The organism is Corynebacterium hansenii (assembly GCF_030408795.1).
Classification (GTDB): Bacteria; Actinomycetota; Actinomycetes; order Mycobacteriales; family Mycobacteriaceae; genus Corynebacterium; species Corynebacterium hansenii.
The window spans coordinates 428596-446185 of sequence record NZ_CP047211.1 but is presented as its reverse complement, the minus strand read 5'-3'; the positions used below and the strand labels follow the sequence as shown (position 1 = coordinate 446185).

17 protein-coding genes are annotated in these 17590 nt (G+C 70.4%); 1 reads left to right on the top strand and 16 read right to left on the bottom strand.

Annotation, left to right across the window (positions count from 1 at the left end):
• Nucleotides 1-4: 4 nt before the first annotated feature.
• A complete protein-coding gene (gene eccB, locus CHAN_RS02030) occupies nt 5-1303 on the bottom strand; it encodes a type VII secretion protein EccB (RefSeq protein ID WP_290291208.1) in 1299 nt (432 codons plus the stop codon).
• Between the two features lie 157 nt (nt 1304-1460).
• Between eccB and CHAN_RS02025 the strand changes: the two genes are divergently transcribed.
• Nucleotides 1461-2453 (top strand): amino acid adenylation domain-containing protein, encoded by a 993-nt coding sequence (locus CHAN_RS02025; protein ID WP_290291206.1) that lies wholly within the window; start codon nt 1461-1463, stop codon nt 2451-2453.
• A gap of 25 nt (nt 2454-2478) precedes the next feature.
• On the opposite strand, the gene CHAN_RS02020 is transcribed toward CHAN_RS02025, so the two are convergent.
• From CHAN_RS02020 to secY, 15 genes are all read right to left on the bottom strand, one after another.
• Entirely contained in the window at nt 2479-3165 is a 687-nt protein-coding gene (locus tag CHAN_RS02020; protein WP_290291204.1) for a hypothetical protein, read from the bottom strand.
• 138 nt (nt 3166-3303) lie between these two features.
• Nucleotides 3304-5673, bottom strand: a complete 2370-nt coding sequence (locus CHAN_RS02015) for a DUF6541 family protein (RefSeq protein WP_290291201.1) — start codon at nt 5671-5673, stop codon at nt 3304-3306.
• 86 nt (nt 5674-5759) lie between these two features.
• Nucleotides 5760-6677 carry a tRNA pseudouridine(38-40) synthase TruA gene (truA, locus tag CHAN_RS02010; protein WP_065421439.1) on the bottom strand — a complete coding sequence of 306 codons (918 nt, stop codon included), beginning with the start codon at nt 6675-6677 and terminating at the stop codon, nt 5760-5762.
• A gap of 224 nt (nt 6678-6901) precedes the next feature.
• Nucleotides 6902-7483: a 50S ribosomal protein L17 gene (rplQ, locus tag CHAN_RS02005; RefSeq protein ID WP_290291198.1), complete on the bottom strand. Its 582-nt coding sequence runs from the start codon at nt 7481-7483 to the stop codon at nt 6902-6904.
• A 41-nt stretch (nt 7484-7524) separates the two neighbouring features.
• On the bottom strand, nt 7525-8541 hold the full coding sequence (locus tag CHAN_RS02000; RefSeq protein ID WP_048740117.1) for a DNA-directed RNA polymerase subunit alpha: 1017 nt from the start codon (nt 8539-8541) through the stop codon (nt 7525-7527).
• 159 nt (nt 8542-8700) lie between these two features.
• On the bottom strand, nt 8701-9306 hold the full coding sequence (gene rpsD, locus CHAN_RS01995) for a 30S ribosomal protein S4 (RefSeq protein ID WP_048740116.1): 606 nt from the start codon (nt 9304-9306) through the stop codon (nt 8701-8703).
• Nucleotides 9307-9329: 23 nt separating this feature from the next.
• Nucleotides 9330-9734 (bottom strand): 30S ribosomal protein S11, encoded by a 405-nt coding sequence (gene rpsK / locus CHAN_RS01990; RefSeq protein ID WP_046650836.1) that lies wholly within the window; start codon nt 9732-9734, stop codon nt 9330-9332.
• A 2-nt stretch (nt 9735-9736) separates the two neighbouring features.
• Nucleotides 9737-10105 carry a 30S ribosomal protein S13 gene (gene rpsM, locus CHAN_RS01985; RefSeq protein ID WP_048740115.1) on the bottom strand — a complete coding sequence of 123 codons (369 nt, stop codon included), beginning with the start codon at nt 10103-10105 and terminating at the stop codon, nt 9737-9739.
• 251 nt (nt 10106-10356) lie between these two features.
• Complete coding sequence (gene infA, locus CHAN_RS01980; RefSeq protein WP_048740264.1) at nt 10357-10575, bottom strand: translation initiation factor IF-1; 219 nt, start codon at nt 10573-10575, stop codon at nt 10357-10359.
• A gap of 366 nt (nt 10576-10941) precedes the next feature.
• A complete protein-coding gene (locus CHAN_RS01975; protein WP_290291189.1) occupies nt 10942-12411 on the bottom strand; it encodes a hypothetical protein in 1470 nt (489 codons plus the stop codon).
• 10 nt (nt 12412-12421) lie between these two features.
• Nucleotides 12422-13669 carry a dicarboxylate/amino acid:cation symporter gene (locus tag CHAN_RS01970; RefSeq protein ID WP_048740113.1) on the bottom strand — a complete coding sequence of 416 codons (1248 nt, stop codon included), beginning with the start codon at nt 13667-13669 and terminating at the stop codon, nt 12422-12424.
• A 147-nt stretch (nt 13670-13816) separates the two neighbouring features.
• Entirely contained in the window at nt 13817-14575 is a 759-nt protein-coding gene (locus tag CHAN_RS01965) for a hypothetical protein (RefSeq protein WP_290291187.1), read from the bottom strand.
• Between the two features lie 22 nt (nt 14576-14597).
• Nucleotides 14598-15398, bottom strand: a complete 801-nt coding sequence (gene map / locus CHAN_RS01960; RefSeq protein WP_377748384.1) for a type I methionyl aminopeptidase — start codon at nt 15396-15398, stop codon at nt 14598-14600.
• Nucleotides 15399-15534: 136 nt separating this feature from the next.
• Entirely contained in the window at nt 15535-16089 is a 555-nt protein-coding gene (locus tag CHAN_RS01955; protein WP_048740111.1) for an adenylate kinase, read from the bottom strand.
• On the bottom strand, nt 16089-17429 hold the full coding sequence (gene secY, locus CHAN_RS01950) for a preprotein translocase subunit SecY (protein ID WP_048740110.1): 1341 nt from the start codon (nt 17427-17429) through the stop codon (nt 16089-16091). The genes CHAN_RS01955 and secY overlap by 1 nt, the downstream gene beginning before the upstream one ends.
• Nucleotides 17430-17590 lie beyond the last annotated feature (161 nt).

The following is a 17590-nucleotide window of genomic DNA, read 5'->3' as shown; positions in this document are numbered from 1 at the left end:
CCCGTCACGCCGGGGCCAGTGCGGCGGCGCGCGTCAGCTCCGGCCCCTCGCGAAGCGACGCCAGCACCCGCCACGGCACGGGCACCGCCGAGTGGTAGCCCAGCACGGCCAGCGCGCGGCGGTTCTCCACCTGGTGCCGCGTGCCATCGACGGTGACCAGGTGCACGCCCGCTCCGGTGTCCACGGCGACGGTGCCGGGCGCGCCGCCGGAAAACCCGTCCATCGCGGGCCCCGGCCCGTCGGCCCCCGGGTAGGGCACGACTCCGGCGGGTGGCTTGCCGACGGTGACCGACGTGTCCCGTGCATCGGCGTCGACGCACAACCAGCCGTCGGCCGGGGCCCATTCGGTGATCTCGCCGGGCAGCGAACCGGCGTCGGGTGCGGCGGCGACGGGAACCGCGGCCAGCTCCGGCTCCGTCGCCGAGGCGGAACCGAACCGGGCCGCGAAGACGTCGGCGAGCACCGGAGGGACTTCGACGGCGCCGTCGGAAAGCACCGCCACGCGCCGGTCCGCCACCTCGACGACCCGTCCGACCAGGTCGAACGGCGCGGGCCATGCGGTCGCCTCCCCCACCCGGGGCACCTCGGGGACCGTCACCGGCGGCGCCTCGGGCAGCGCCCGCAACAGGGCCGGCCCGGCGGGGCGAACCGGCGCCCCGGCCAGCCCGAGCGACCGCGCCAGCGCGGGATCGGCGGCGTCGATCAGCGCCCGGCGCCCGCCGTGGACCAACCACAGCCGCTCCCCGTCGCCGAGCAGGGCCGCCACGCCGTCGTCGGCGGGCAGGCCCCCGGTGCGGGCCACGGTGGACCGGACCGCGACCGGCTCATGCAGGGCGGGCTCGGCGTTTTCGCACACGCCCACCGCGGCAGGCGCGCCGGGCGGGTCGGAGGCGGCGATGGCCGGCGCCCCCGCGATGCCGATGGGGTGCCCCGCGGGCACGTCGCCCAGCGCCCCTCCCCCGACGCGGACCGGTTCGGCCGGCTGCCCCAGCACCAGCCGCGCGGACGCCAGGTTCGCCACCGGGTGGACGCGGTCGTCGATGCGCACGTGCAGCGCCCCCGTGTCGCGCACCAGGAGCAGATCCGCGTCGGCCGTGCCATCGCGGGGCCGGATCAGCCCGAAGATCACCGTCCCCGCAAGCACGAGCACCAGCAGCGCCGCCCCCGCGGCCACCGCCCGGCCCCGGGTCCGCAGCGGATCGTGGAGCATCCGGGCATCGGCCCTGACCAGCGCGTGTTCCACGCGGCGGACCAGGAACCTGTGCCCGCTGATCTGCGCGGGCGTGGTCGGAGTGCGAGGCATGTGACGTTCCCCCCGAATCGTCGTCACCCATGTTCTTCGCACGGCAGCCTAGGCCAGCCGCCGCTAGGCTGCCCGTCGACGGCCGCCGGACGGGTGGCCCGAGGCGCGGGGGTGCGCCGATCATTTGCCGGGGGTGGCGCAGTTGGATTGGTCTGGCATGCCGGGGTTTCTCGCGGACAACGCGGCCCCTTTGCTGGTGGGGGCGTCGGCGCTCGTCGTCGCCGGGGTACACGTCCCGGTGCGCGGCCGGGCGCTGCGCGACCGATGGCGCGGACCGAATCCGGTTCCCACGGCGGGCGCCCGAATCGTCTCCGCCGACCGTGACGTGCTGCCGATGCCGGCCCTGGTCGATGCCGTCGCCGAGTGCCCGGTGCCCGTCGACGTGGTCTCGGTGCACCGCCGCCCGGTCCGCGCCACGGGCGAAGCCGCCCACCGCTACCGGGGTTTCGCCGATCAGCTCGGGGTAGCCGAACCCGAGTGGGCGTCGGTGCTCGTCGGCGGCCCCGCGGAGCACGATCGCGCGCGCCTGGACTTCTTCATCCACCGGTTGGGACTGCTCGGTCTGCGCGCCCGGCCCCTCTCCCCCGGCGAATTCGACCTCGACGCCGCCACCGAGCCCGAGCGTCTCCTCGCCCGCGCCCCGGGCCGGGGCCACGTCCGCCGCCCGCACCTGTGGTTCACCCCGGCGCACGACTTCGACGTGCCGCACGCTCCGGCGCAGCTGGTGGGCACCTCCCGCGACGGCGGCCCGCTGGTGATGTCGCTGCCGTCCCTCGAGCGCCTCGACGTCGTCGCCGACCCCGCCCGCCTAGCCGAACTCCTCGTGCCCACGCTCATCACCGGCGCCCGCATCGGCATCCGCACGCACCGCCCCCGCGCTTTCGGCATTCTCCTCGACCACGGGGCCGTGCCCGTCACCGCCGCCGGCGACCCGACCGTCGACCTGCTCGTCCTCGATCGCGGTGCCACGGCGGACGGGTCCCCGCGCACCGCGGCGATCATGCTTCACGACGCCCCGCCGCCCGAACCATCCGGCCCCGCCCGCGCGGACGTCCCGCGCCTGATCATCGGCGCCCACGCCTGGCACCTGCGCATCGGGGACGCGAAAACGCCCGTCAGGCCCCTGCCGATCATGTCGGCGAAGGTCTGACGGGCGTCGTCGTGAAGCGGGGGCGCTACTGGCCCGGCTTGGGGCCGATGATGTCGCCCATGTCGGGGACCTCGATGTTCGGCAGCGACGGGGCGGGCAGCCCCTCCGACGGCGGCGCGGGGGCCTCGGTCGGCGCCGGGACGGTCGCGCCCGTGACGTTGCCGGCGTCGAGCGATGCGCTGCCGCCCGGGCCGCCGCACTCGACCGTCGCGGGGCCATAGGCCGTGCAGGTGAAACCGAACATCTTGACGCGCTCGTAGGCGTTCAGGGTCGCCGGCTGATGGCCGGTGTCCGGGAAGTTCATGTGGGCGTACACGGGCGCCGCGCCCGGCGACCACGTCACCGCGTTGGCCGGGACCTGCTCGCCGCCGTAGGACTGCACCATCGGCGGATTGGCGAAGTTCGTGCGGCACGTCAGGAAGGAATCCGGGCCGAGCGAATTGGCGAAGCACTCCGTCGCACCATCGGCGAGGCGGAAGATGCGCGAGCCCGTGGCCCCCGGCGGCATGAAGCGCGAGTCCGGGACGTCCGTGACCTTCTGGCCGGACTGCCCCTGATTGGCGCCGCCGTCGTTGAGCGGCGCCGCGCTGGTCGGCGTATTCGACGAGGTGTCGGCGATCGTCTCGGACTCGGAATCGACCCCGCCGCCCGAGCACCCGGCCAGCAGAAGGGTCGAGGCGGCGAGGGCGGCGAACGTGGTGAACTTGCGCATGGTCCCTCACCCTACGTGCTCGGGCCGGTCGAACCCACCCAATCGCGCAGATGCCCGCCGCCCGTGATCGATGTCACCGGTGCGGCGGGCGAAACGGCCCAGGGCGCGCGGGGCGCGGGCCGGAGGGGGATCGTGCGCCTACTTGGGGCGCACCGTCAGCGGCTCCTGCCCCTCCGGGAACACCGAGCCCTCCCCGCGGTAACCGGTAGAGAAGTCCGGCACCCAGGCGTGCGGGGCGTCGTAGTCGGCGTCGCCCGGCTTGGCCGCGCCCGCCTGGCCGCGGGTGGTCATCGGCGGCATCTCCATCGGCGAGCCCTTGCGCATCTCTTCGATGCGCTCGGGGTCGATCACGGCGTTGACGGCGTAGATGGTGACTTCCTCGTCGCGGTACACCGGCGTCAGGCCGCGCGACCACCAGGCGCCCTCCTGCATGCGCATGTTGATGCGCTGGTCCGCCCAGAAGTACGGCGGCGAAACGTAGATGAAGCCGACGTCGAGCTTCTTCAGCGCCAGGTCCACCTGGTTGGCGGCCGTCGGGTTCCACGGTTCGCCCCAGCCGATCTTGTCGGTGTGCCAGTAGATCATCGACGTCGCCGAGTGCTTGTCGGCGTCCGGCCACACGAAGTGGCGGAACACGGTGGGGATGTCGTTGCGCATGTACATCCACGCCGAGCCCTCGTTGGGGTTGGTGAACACCCGGTGCTCGTGGGCCTCGGGCTGTTGCGCCAGCCAGTCGAAGGCGCGCAGGTCGCGCTCGCTGACCAACCGGTGGTCGCGGATGTCCAGGTACGAGTGGTCGTTGACCGGCGCCATGCGGTGCACCGCCCACGGGACGAACCCGGCCACCAGCAACGCCGCGACGAGCATGCCCGCGACCGGGGCGGGTGCCGGGTTGGGGCGCGCGAGCCGGTCGGCGAAGGGCACGGGAGCGGCATCCTCGCCTGCGGGGGCGGTGCTCGCGTTACCTGTGCCCGCCGGTGCGTCACACGCCGTTGCATCGCTCGCCGGTGCGTCGCTCGCGGTGGCCGCGCTCCGGGCTTTGCGACGCGCCGCGTACGCCGCCGCAGCGGCGATGAGCAGGGCCACGCCCGCGCCGCCGGCCGCCGTGATCAACAGCGCGGTCTGCAGGACCAGGCGGTGCGGCGTGGAGTAGTGCAGGCCGGTGTAGACGCCGAGCAATTTGCCGAAGACCCCGTCGAAGGTGTTGATGGCGTGCGTGGTGTACAGCACCGACACCGCCCACGCGACCGCCGGCCAGTAGCGCCGCAGCAGCAGCGCCAGGACCGCCAGGCCGATGACGCCGACGATGATCACCGGCTTGACCGACCCGTAGTCCTCCGCGTGGCGGGTGAGCATCGTCGCGGCGCGGTACCAGGATTCGAAGCGGTTGACGTCGACCGTGGCGCTCTCGGCGCGGATTTCCTGGGCCTGCTGCTCGCCGGAGAGCCACTGCGGCAGCAGGAACGCGGCGGAGACGACGCCGGGCAGGGCCATCAGCCCGATGTCGCGCAGCCGGGACTTCGCGGCCCCCAGCTCCGGGCGCACGGGCCGCCAGAGCCGGCCGAACAGCCACCAGGCGGCGAGCAGCAGCACGGTCGACGGCACGGCGGAGGGGTGGAGCTGGCCGATGCCGATCAGCGCCAGCGCGCCGGCGAACATGCGGATCGGCGCGTGCGGCACCGACGACAGCACGGCGAAGGTGACGCCGGTGAGGGCGATGCCCAGCAGGTAGGGCCATGCGCCGACGTAGACGCCGATGGGCGCCATCACGGGCACGGCGGTGGTCAGCACCGCGGCCAGGCCCGCCGCGATGGAGGCGGTCCAGCCGCCGCGGTCGATCATCCGCCAGCCCAGCGCGGCCGCGCCCAGCGGCAGCAGCAGGGCGGGGGCGACCAGGCCGAGGATGTTGACGGTGGCCGGCACGCTCAGGCCCGTGACCTCGACGACCGTCGCGCCGAACGCGTGCCAGGCCGCCGGGTAGTACATGTCGCCGGAGGTCTCCAGGTTCTGGATCTCGCCCATCCGCGTCGACGACACCATCCCGGTGTCCAGCGCGTACTTGATCACCGAGGCGTGCCAGTGCACGTCCCACGACTGCTGGATGGCCTCGATGCCCTCGGTGGCGCGGGCGAGCCGGGACAGCGCGGCCCACCCCAGGGTCACCACCGCGACCGCCAATCCCGCCACGGCGGGCAACGCCATGAGGGCCCGTGCGCGGCCGCGGGGCTCCTCGCTTGACGACGCCCGCCCCGCCGCATCCTCCCGCTTGGGCGCGAAGCGGCGCCACACCAGCGCGACGGCGACCATGACGAGCCACGCCAGGGCGACGGTGAGCGTCGAGTAGCCGATGCCGACCGCGCCGAACAACCACCCGGCGAGGCCCGTGACCGCGAAGGTGAGCGCCGGGCCGAGCGCGAGCGCCCAGCCGAGCCGGAGGCCCGACGCTACGGCCAGGATGGCTCCGGGGACGACGAGCAGCAGGACCAACACGATGGCGGGCCAGATCACGGTGAAGCGCCTCCGGGGAAACTAGGGACCCAGGTCGATTCGATGGGTCGGTGAGAGTGGAACGAATGGTTCCGACCGGCGTCAGTCTAGCGGTCGGGCATTCCGTCGAACCACGGGTTGGTGTCGGGGCAGCCCTTGCCGACGGCGCGGTGCTCCTCGCCGGGCAGGACGCGGATGTCCCGGGTCTTGGCGGCGCGGGCGGCCAATTCGCCGTCATCCGGGTAATCCACCCCCGCCAGCGCCAGGCCCTTGGCGGGCGCCACGGGCACGAGCGGCGAGCGTTCGCGCTCGTCGAGCAGCCCGCCGGTGAAGCCGCGGGGGCGGCGGCCCTCCGCCGTCGCCAGGCAGGCGCCCACCAGCGACCGCACCATCGACCAGCAGAAAGCGTCGGCGGTGACCCGGGCCTCGTACAGCTCCGGCTCCGCGGCCGTGGAAATGTCGTGCCACTCGAACAGCTGCAGGTCGCGGATGGTGGTCGCGTTTTCGCGGTGGCGGCAGAACGCGGCGAAATCGTTCAGGCCGACGAGCATCTCCGCGGACTCGCGCAGCACGTCCAGATCGACCTTTCGCGTCCACGTCGCCGTATCGCGCGCACGCGTGGGCAGCGGGCCCGCGTCGGAGGTGGTGATGCGGTAGACGTAGTGGCGTCGCAAAGCCGAGAACCTGGCGTCGAAGCCCTCCGGGGCGAAGGAGCAGGCCCGGATGGAGACGTCGTCGGGCAACAGGCGCGCCAGCCGCCGCACCAGCCGCGCCGGATCGCCGGCGATGGACCTCGTGTCCAGCGACTGGCGGGTGACGTCGACGTGGGCGACCTGCGCCAGCGCATGCACCCCCGCGTCCGTGCGGCCGGCGACCGTCAGGCGCGCCTCCTGGCGCAGGATCTTGGCCAGGGCGTCCTCGATCACGCCCTGGACCGTGCGCAGCGACGCCCCGCCCGGCCCGCCCTGCGCGGCCCACCCGTGGAAATCGGTGCCGTCGTAGGCGATGTCCAGGCGCAGCCGCACGAGGTCCGCCGAATCGCCGGCACCGGCACCACTCGGGGCGCCGGCACCGGCGTCGCTCGCACCGGCGCCACTCGGGGCATTCGCGTCCCCTTCGCGCGGGGCATTCACGTCAAGGTCGTTCACGGAAGGCAATGATCCCCCGTCTTCCGGGGAAAACGCAAAAGCGCCCCGCCACCCGAAACGACGGGTGGCGGGGCGCTCGAGCGAAAAGCGACCGCGGGGGTTTACTTCTCGTCGGCCTTCTCGGCGTCGGCGTCGGCCTCAGCCTCGGCGTCGGCGTCGGCGTCGGCGTCCTTGGCCTCGGCCTCTGCCTCGGCGTCGGTCGACTCCTCGGCCTCGACCTCCGGAGCCTCCTCGGCGGCCTTGGCGTCGGCGTCCTCCGCCTTGGCCTCCTCGGCCTGCTTCGACGCGGCGGCGCGGGTGGCGCGGGTCGCCTCGGCGGAAGCGGTCTCCTCGGTGACCAGCTGGATCAGCGAGATCGGCGCGTTGTCGCCCTTGCGGTTACCCAGCTTGATGATGCGGGTGTAGCCGCCCTCGCGGTTGGCGAACTTCGGCGCCAGCTCGTCGAAAAGCACCTGGACGACGTAGTTGTCGTTCAGCAGCTTCGCGGCGTTGCGGCGATCCGCCAGGGTGCCGCCCTTGGCCTTCGTGATCAGCTTCTCCGCGTAGGGGCGCAGCAGCTTGGCCTTGGTGTCGGTGGTCTTGATCTGGCCGTGCTCGAACAGCTGCTTCGCCAGGTTCGCCAGAATCTTCTTCTGGTGGGAAGCGGAGCCGCCGAGACGGGCGCCCTTCTTGGGCTTGGGCATGGGATTCTCCTCGTGTTTTTAAGTCGCGTGCGCTGTAGCGGCTACTCGTCGTAGCCGACCTCCGCGTCCTCGGTCCATTCGCCGGTCTCGGCGTCGTAGCCCTCAACGGTGGACGGGTCGAAATCGTTCGGCGAGTCCTTCAGGGACAGGCCCAGCTCCGAAAGCTTGACCTTGACCTCGTTGATGGACTTGTCGCCGAAGTTCCGGATGTCCAGCAGGTCCGACTCCGTGCGGGCGGCGAGCTCGCCGACCGTGTGGATCTCCTCGCGCTTCAGGCAGTTGTAGGAGCGCATGGAGAAGTCCAGGTCCTCGATGGGCATGGAGTAGGCGGCGATGTCCTCGTTCTGCTGCGGGGACGGGCCGATCTCGATGCCCTCGGCGGCCTCGTTGAGCTCGCGGGCCAGGCCGAAGAGCTCCACCAGGGTCTTGCCGGCCGACGCCATCGCGTCGCGGGCGGAGATGGAGTTCTTCGTCTCCACGTCGATGACCAGCTTGTCGAAGTCGGTGCGCTGCTCGACGCGGGTCGCCTCGACCTTGTAGCTGACCTTCAGCACCGGGGAGTAGATCTGGTCGACCGGGATGCGGCCGATCTCGCCGCCGGAATTCGGCTGGGCGGGAACGTAGCCGCGACCGCGCTCGACGACCATCTCGATGTCCAGGCGCCCCGACTCGTTGAGCGTGGCGATGTGGTGATCCGGGTTGTGGATCTCCACGCCCGCCGGGCACTCGATGTCGCCGGCCGTGACGGCTCCGCCGCCCTCGCGGCGCAGGTACACGGTCGCCGGCTCGTCGAAGTCGGAGCTCAGCACCAGGCCCTTGATGTTCAGGATGATGTCGGAGACATCCTCCTTCACGCCCGGGATGGTGGTGAACTCATGCAGCACGCCGTCGATGCGGATGCTCGTCACCGCCGCGCCCGGAATGGACGACAGCAGCGTACGGCGAAGCGAATTGCCGAGGGTGTAGCCGAAACCCGGCTCCAGCGGCTCGATGACGAACCGGGAGCGCGAGGAATCGATGAAATCCTCGGTGAGCGTGGGACGCTGGGAAATGAGCATGATCTGTGATCCTCCTGGTGGCGACCGCTATTTGACGCCTTGGGGAATGGGGATGCGAAGTTGCCCCGACTCTACGGCCGAACCGCGGTTGACGCGGCCGTCGCAAAGCCGGGTCGAAGGGGTTCCGCGCGGACGCCCGGAAGGGCGCCGCGCCGAGCCTTACTTCGAGTAGAACTCGACGATGAGCTGCTCCTGCAGCGGGGTGTCGATCTGGGCGCGCTCGGGCAGCTGGTGCACGAGGATGCGCAGGGTCTCGGGGACGACCTGCAGCCAGGCCGGGACGACGGCGTCGACCAGGCCCTCCTGGGCCTCCTCGAACCACAGCATCTTGCGCGACTTCGGGCGCACGTCGATGATGTCGTACTGCGTCACCTGGAACGACGGCACGTTGATCTTCTTGCCGTTGACGGTGAAGTGGCCGTGCGACACCAGCTGACGGGCCTGGCGGCGGGTGCGCGCGAGGCCGGCGCGGTAGATGACGTTGTCGAGACGCGACTCGAGCAGGATGACGAGGTTGTCGCCGGTCTTGCCGGCGCGACGGTTCGCCTCGGCGTAGTAACGGCGGAACTGCTTCTCCATGACGCCGTAGGTGAAGCGGGCCTTCTGCTTCTCCTGCAGCTGGAGCAGGTACTCCGACTCCTTGATGCGGGCGCGGCCGGCCTGCCCGGGCGGGTAGGGGCGGCGCTCGAAGGACATGTCGCCGCCGACGAGGTCGACGCGGAGACGACGGGACTTGCGGGTTGCGGGTCCGGTATAACGGGCCATTTTGTTCTCCTCTTTCCCTTCTCTTAGACGCGGCGACGCTTCGGCGGACGGCAGCCGTTGTGCGGCTGCGGCGTCACGTCGGAGATCGAGCTGACCTCGAGGCCGGCGGCCTGGAGGGAACGGATGGCGGTTTCGCGGCCCGAACCCGGGCCCTTGACGAACACGTCGACCTTCTTCATGCCGTGCTCCTGCGCCTTGCGCGCAGCGTTCTCGGCGGCCATCTGAGCGGCGAACGGGGTGGACTTGCGGGAGCCCTTGAACCCGACGTGGCCCGAGGAGGCCCACGAGATGACGGCACCCTTCGGGTCCGTGATGGACACGATGGTGTTGTTGAAGGTGGACTTGATGTAGGCGTGGCCCTGGGCCACGTTCTTCTTCGCGACGCGACGGCCGGTACGGCGGCCGCGGGCGGACTTCGGAGCTGCCATGTTTACTTCTTCTTCCCGGCGATCGTCTTCTTCGGACCCTTGCGGGTACGAGCGTTGGTCTTGGTGCGCTGGCCACGGACGGGCAGGCCACGACGGTGGCGCAGGCCCTGGTAGCAGCCGATCTCGATCTTGCGGCGGATGTCGGCCTGCACCTCGCGGCGGAGGTCGCCCTCCACCTTCCAGGTGGCCTCGATGACGTCGCGCAGGGACGAGACCTGCTCGTCCGACAGATCGTCGGTGCGCAGATCCGGGGAGATGCCGGTCTTCTCCAGCAGCTCGGAGGCACGGGCGGGCCCGATGCCGTAGATGTAGGTGAGAGCGACCTGCATGCGCTTGTTGCGCGGCAGGTCAACTCCAGCAAGGCGTGCCATTAGGCATTTTCCTTCCGGTTGGTGCGGTGGTTTGCTCCACTGCCGTCCCCGCCCGAGATCCCGCCGTGGCCCGGTCGGACGCCGGGTGGGCGGGGTGAAAAGCGCGGGGCTCCGGCCACCGTTGCCGGAGGTGAACTGACGGAACGTCGGAAAAGGGCGCGGACCCGGCGCCGAGCCGGGTCTGGTGATTCCTCCCCCGCGCCCGCCGATGACGGGCGCCCGTTCCGCTAGGACGGTGGAGTTGTGGTGTCTTACTTGTAGCGGTAGACGATTCGGCCGCGTTCCAGGTCGTACGGGGAAAGCTCCACGACGACCCGGTCCTCCGGGAGAATGCGGATGTAGTGCTGGCGCATCTTCCCACTGATGTGGGCGAGCACCCTGTGCCCGTTGTCCAGCTCCACTCGGAACATCGCGTTCGGCAAGGGCTCGACGACGCGGCCCTCAACCTCGATTGCGCCTTCCTTAGCCATGTCCTCCACGTTTCTCGGACCCGATCCGGGCCCGTTGGCTGATGTCTCTGCTACGTTCCACGGCAATGCCGCGGAGCGGCTCGGGTACACGTGTCCCTCGCCAGCGGCCCAGTTTACCCCCGAGCTGCGCAAACGCCAAATGCCCGCTGGCGTGACCCGCGCCGCACCTGGAGCGTCCCGCGCTCGCGGTCTGCGGCTGCGGTCTGCGGTTGCGGTCTGCGGTTGCGGGGCCTCCGGGGCGGGCGGTCCGGGAGCCGGGCCGCTGAACCCAATCGGACCGCTCGGGTGCTCGAGCCGCTCGGATGATCGAGCCGCTCAGCCGGCTGAGCCGCTCACTTGATCGGACCGCTCACTTGATTAGGCCGCTCACTTGATTAGACCGTAGTGCCGCAGCAGTGCTTCTCCGGCGGCCCGGTCCTTGAGCCCGTGGATGCGGATCAGGGGATATTGGGCACCCGCTTGGCTCCGGTACACGTTCCTCATGTCGACGATGTACACGTCCGCTCGCCCGTCGGCGGGCCACTCCCCCTCGTATGGCCGGTTGTTCGCGTCGCAGGGTTCCTCGATGAAGGCGAACGTGTCCCCGGGCGTTTCGTAGACCCGCTTGAACGTTTCGCCGCACCGCGGCGGTTCGAACAGGCGGCGATCCGGCGGGCCCGTCGTGGAGAAGTGGACCTGGACGACGTCCCCGGGATAGGCCAGTTCCGGCAGGCCATTCGCCTCGGCGAACCGGTTCGTCGCCGCGCCATAGTCGAGGCAGTAGTAGTTCAGGTTCTCGTACCCGGGGCCGCCGTTGCGGTCGCAGTTGGAATGGGCCGCGAACAACGGCGCGGGGTCGAAAAGATCGAAGACGCGGGCCACGGCCTCCGGCACCGGCACCCCGTCGGGCACCGGCGGGGGCGCCGGCCGGAACGGCTTCTCCTCCGAATCACGGCCTGCTGCGGCGGCCTCCGCGGCGGCTTCGGCGGGATTCTCGCCACGTCGCACTTCGAAGGAAAACTCCCCGGTGATCACGCTGCCCCCGAGTTTCCCGTCCTCGCCGAACAATCCCAGCACGCTCCCTCCGATTGAGGCGAGCGCGAGGATCGCGCCCACGGCAAGGGGGAGGATCACGGCCGCTCGCGAGGGTTTCCACGATGCGGCACCGTGCCCGGCCACCGCATCGTCATGGCAATCACCGTCGTCGCAATCGCAATCGTCGCAATCGCAGTGGCAGTATTCGTCGTCTTCGTCGTCGCCGTTCCCGGCATCTGCCAGCCGGTGGAACAGTCCAGGATCCAGCGCCCCCGCCGCCAGGGCGGCCGAACGGCATTCGAAGGGCCGCACGTGGGTGCCACGGAATCGGTCCCGAGCCTCGGCGATCGCCTCTTCCGATCCGATCAGCACGGCCCACGTCGACAGGGAACCGGCGTCGGAGATCATCGTCGCCACGGCGTCCGCCAGCGGCTCGCCGTCGGCCGAACGCATGCCCAGGCGGCTGTACGCCAACCCCGTTCCCGCATCGCCGACGACGATGTCGCGGCCATCGTTCATCCCGTACTTCACGTCGGCCAGCACTTCGGTGTCCGGCACCGTGCGGACCGACGCCGCCCGCACGCCCATGGCCTGCAGCCGGCCGAGCCAATCGCCGACCTCGTCGACGCCCATGGTCACCGGGTGGACGAGCACCAGCTCCGCGGGTTCCGCGCGGGGCGCGAATTCGGTCGCGGCCGCGATGAGATCCGGCAGCGGGCCGGGCCCGAGGGCGTGGACGCGGTTGCCGTGCACCACTGCACCGGCGGGCTCCCCCGCCACGGAAATGCTGAGGCGCCAGGTGGGCGACGACGGCGACGTCATCGATCCGGCCCTAACGCGCGGCGCCGTCTTCGGCGGCGGCCGCGGGATCCCCCGCACCCGGCACCGACGCGTTGAACTTCTCGCCGCCCAGGTCGCCCCGCGCCATCTTGTTGACGGTCAGCGCGATCGCGCCGTCGCCGGTGACGTTGCAGGCGGTGCCGAACGAGTCGATGGCGATGTACGCGGCGATCATCAGGGCGATCTGCGACTCGTCGAAGCCGAGCTGCGTTTGCAGCAGGCCGACCGCCGCCATGATCGCGCCGCCCGGCACGCCCGGCGCGGCGACCATCATGATGCCCAGCATCAGCACGAACCCGAGCGCCATGCCGAACGTCAGCTGGGCGTCGGTGAGGTACATGACGGCGAATGCGAACAGGCCGATCTTCATCATCGAGCCCGACAGGTGCACGGTCGCGCCCAGCGGGACGACGAATCCGGCGACGGACTCGCTGACGCCGTTGTTGCGCGTCGACTTCAGGGTGACCGGGATGGTCGCCGCCGACGACGACGTGCCCAGCGCGGTGAAGTACGCCGGCAGCATGTTCTTCAGCGCGCGGAACGGGTTGACGCCCGCGTAGGCGCCGGCGAGCAGGTACTGGATCAGCAGCACGATCCAGGTCATCACGGTCGCCAGGATGAGCACCTTCAGGAACGCCGACAGGGTGTCGGTGAGGTTGCCGTTCATGCCCATCGACAGGAACATGCCGAAGATGAACGGCGGCAGCAGCGGGATGACGAACTTCTCGATGACCTTCATGATCACCGACCGCAGCTCCTCGGCCGCCTGCTGCAGGGTGTCCGACTTCACGGCGGTCATGGCGATGCCGACCGTGAACGCCAGCAGCAGCGCCGACATGACGGCGAACGGCGGATCCATCTCGATGGTGAAGTACGGCGACAGCCCGCCCTCGTCGATGTCCGCGGCTTCGAACAGCTGCTGGTCCGCCAGCAGCCACGAGTAGGTGGCCACGGAAACCCCGTAGGCGATCAGGCCGGAGATGACCGTCGAGGCGTACGCCAGGCCGACGGTGACGCCGAGCCACTTGCCGGCGCCGCGCCCGAGCGACGAGATCGCCGGGGTGATCAGGGCGAAGATGAGCACCGGCACGAAGAACCCGAGGAATCCGCTGAACAGCGAGTTGAAGGTGACGAACACCCTCGCCAACCAGTCCGGGAAGAAGAAGCTGCAGACGATGCCGAGCAGGATCGCCACGATGATCTTGAACAGCAGCGAATTGAGTATGCGGGAGGAATTCATCGAACCTCGATCAATCGGAGTCGGGGGCCGCACCCGTCCTGTGGCGGGGCCTCGGCGCGGAGGCCGAACGGCCGCACCCGGGTGCGGAGCATGATCCTGAGAATACTTCAGGCAACGCGTTTTCCCGCACCCCGGTCCGCCCGGGATTCACCCGCGGCCGAAGAGCTTCCGAAGGCCGCCGAGGACGCCGGTTCGGCCGGGCCGTTTCCCCCGCACCATCGCGGACCGCGAGTTCGGTGCGGCACGGTGGCGCTCGGTGCGGATCGACTCGGGCGCGAGCGCGCCGCGGGCGAGGTCGAGCAGCGAATATCGCGTCGGCTCGGCGACCACGGAGGCCAGCGCTTCGCCCATGGCCCGGGTGTCGCGGGGCAGGCCGACGAGCGCCACGTCGGCGCCGGCTCCGCCGTGCTCCCGCAGCCGCGCAGATACTTCGGCGGCGACATCGGCGGCGTCGGCGACGTCATTGGCTGCCACGTCGGAGCCCTCACCGACCGGCGATGCGGCACCGTCCACCCCGTAGACGCGCCCGGATGAGGCATCGACGATGACCAGCCGCCCCCGGGCCCCGGGATCCAGCCCATCGCGCACCATGTCGGAAACGGTCGACGTCTTCGACGCCATGAGCACCTCGGCATCGGCGGTGGCGCGAACCAGCCGTTCGGGAACGCCGGCCCGGTCGATGTCCCGCAGCGCCTCCCCGAGCGTGTCCGCGCCCATCCACCGCGGGTGCACGAGCGTCGCGGCGACGGGCTTCATGCCGCCGTGCTTGCGCAGCGCCTCCGCCACGATCTCGCCGACCGACTCCCCGGCCACGCGCCAGGGGTCCGACTCCTCGATGCACGTCGCGCCGGCGACCCCGCCGCGCGCGTCGACGGCGATGGCCAGCCACCACGGATTGCCGTTCATCCCGCGTCCCCTCTCCCCCGGCTCACGGCCGCGGCGTCAGAATGCGCGGCCCGTCGGCCGTCGCGGCCACCGTGTGCTCCCAGTGCGACGCCGGCTGCCCGTCGGCTGTCACCACCGTCCACCCGTCGTCGAGCTCATCCGAGCCCCACTCCCCGCCGAGGATGAGCATCGGCTCGATGGCCAGCACGGAGCCCTCCTGGATCAGCGGGCCCTTGCCGGGTTTGCCCTCGTTGGCCAGGAAGGGCTCCATGTGCATCTCGCGGCCGATGCCGTGGCCGCCGTACCCGTCGACGATGCCGAGCTCGATGCCGTGCCGCACCTCCGCCGCCCGCGTCGCCTGCTCCAGCGCATGCGAGACGTCGGTCAGGCGGGCGCCGGGCACCATCGCCGCGATCCCGGCTTCGAGCACCTCGGAGGTGGCCACGTTGAGCTTCTCCCAGTCCTCGCGCAGCTTGCCGACGCCGAACGTGAGAGCCGAATCGCCGTGCCAGCCGTCCAGGATCGCGCCGCAATCGATGGACACGAGGTCGCCTTCCGCGAGCACCCGCTCGCGCGAGGGGATGCCGTGGACGATGACCTCGTTGACCGACGCGCACACCGAGGCGGGGAAACCCTCGTACCCCAGGAACGACGGCACGGCGCCGGCGGAGGTGATGACCTCATGGGCGACGTCGTTGAGGTCCTGCGTCGTGGCGCCCGGCATCGCGGCGTCCCGCACCGCCGCCAGCGCGCGGCCGACGATTTCGCCGGCCGCCTGCATGGCGTCGAGTTCCGCGGGGGTCTTGGCGGGGATGGACGGGCGATTGCGTCGGAATCTGATCACGGTGGGCAACACTACTCCCGGCGCACGAGAAGACGGGCCGGGGCCACCGCGGCACCCGCGGACATGCGGATGATGCGGTGACGCCGGCCCGTCGTGAAGCGGACCCGGGAACCGGGCCCGCGGGGAAAGCGCGGGGTTACTTCTGGAGCTTGTCCAGCTCCGCCATGGCGGCGGCGTTGATCTCCTCGACCGTGCCCTCGGCCTTGATCTTGACGACCTTGTCCGCGTAGTGGTCCAGCAGCGGCGCGGTCTCGCGCTCGTAGACGTGCATGCGGTTTCGGATGACGTCCTCGGTGTCGTCGGCGCGGCCGCGGGCGAGCATGCGCTCCACCACGACGTCCTCGGACACGTCGAACTGCACGACGCCGTCCAGCTCCAGGCCAAGGCCCTTCAGGATGCGCTCGAGCTCATCGGCCTGCGGGACCGTGCGGGGGAAACCGTCGAGGAGGAAACCGGCCTTGGCGTCGTCCTCCTCCAGGCGGGACTCCACCATGCGGACCGTCACGTCGTCGGGGACCAGGTTCCCGGCGTCCATGTAGGACTTCGCCTCGAGGCCCAGCGGGGTGCCCTCGCCGATGTTCGCCCGGAACAGATCACCGGTCGAGATGTGGGGGACGCCGAGCTTCTCGGAGAGAATGGCGGCCTGGGTGCCCTTGCCGGCACCGGGGGGACCAAGGAGAACGAGTCGCATTACTTCAGGAACCCTTCATAGTTTCGTTGCATGAGCTGGCTCTCGATCTGCTTCACCGTCGTCAGCGCGACGGACACGAGAATCAGCAGAGCCGTACCACCGAACATACCGCCGCTCATGCCGCCCTGGTTGCTTCCGATGCCCAGATCGAGCATGAAATTCGGCAGCACCGCGATGAGCGCCAGGTACAGCGAGCCGACGGCCAGCAGGCGGGTGATCACGTAGCCCAGGTACTCGGCGGTGGGGCGTCCGGGGCGGAAGCCCGGGATGAAGCCGCCGTACTTCTTCATGTTGTCGGCCTGGTCGTTCGGGTCGTACTGCACCGAGGTGTAGAAGTACGAGAAGAACACGATCAGGGCGAAGAACAGCACGATGTACTGCCAGCTGGACGGCGACAGCAGGTACTGGATGACGTTGCGCTGCCACCAGTTGTCCTGCGACGGGTTCTTCTGGCCGGACTGCACGATCTGGGTGATCAGCACCGGCACGTAGATCAGCGACGACGCGAAGATGACCGGGATGACGCCGGCCTGGTTGACCTTCAGCGGCAGGTAGGTGGACGAACCGCCGTACTGGCGGCGGCCGACCATGCGCTTGGCGTACTGCACCGGGATGCGGCGCTGGCCCTGCTCGATGAAGATGACGCCGATGATGAGCACCAGGACGGCGGCGATCACGGTGGCGAACACCAGGCCGCCGGCGGACTGCAGGATGCCGGCGCCCTCGGCGGGCATCTGCGCGGCGATGCCGGCGAAGATCAGCAGCGACATGCCGTTGCCGACGCCGCGGTCGGTGATCAGCTCGCCGATCCACATCACCAGCACGGCGCCCGAGGTGAGCACCAGGACCATGACGACCATGTCGAACAGGCCGGCGCCCTGGATCAGCAGCGACTGGTTGCCGCCGAGCAGCGCGCCGCGGTCGGCCATGGCGACGATGCCGGCGGACTGCAGCAGGGCGAGGGCGACCGTCAGATAGCGCGTGTACTGCGTCATCTTGGCCTGGCCGGATTGGCCTTCCTTCTTCAGCTGCTCGAAGTGCGGGATCACCACCGTCAGCAGCTGCACGATGATCGACGCGGTGATGTACGGCATGATGCCGATGCCGAAGATCGACATCTGCAGCAGTGCGCCGCCCGAGAACAAGTTGATGAGCGAGTAGACGCTGGACTGGTCCTGCGTGATCTGCTCAAGGCGTGCCGCCACCGTCTGGTAGTCGACGCCCGGGGTGGGGATCTGCGCGCCGACGCGGTACAGAACGATCATGCCCAGGGTGAACAGGATCTTCTTCCGCAGATCGGGGTCGCGCAGGGCCGCCAGGAAACCGGAAGGCACGTGCATCCTCCTGAACCCGCTTGACGACGTCCCGTGCCCGCCGCTTCGAGGCGTTCGGGCAGTTGGGCCGTGGTTCGTGGGCGGCCCCGGTTGTGGCGGGGCGCCCTCGGTCGCGGGCGAACTGATAGTGGACGTAATTGGACTCTGTGAGTCTAGCAGCGCCGTTG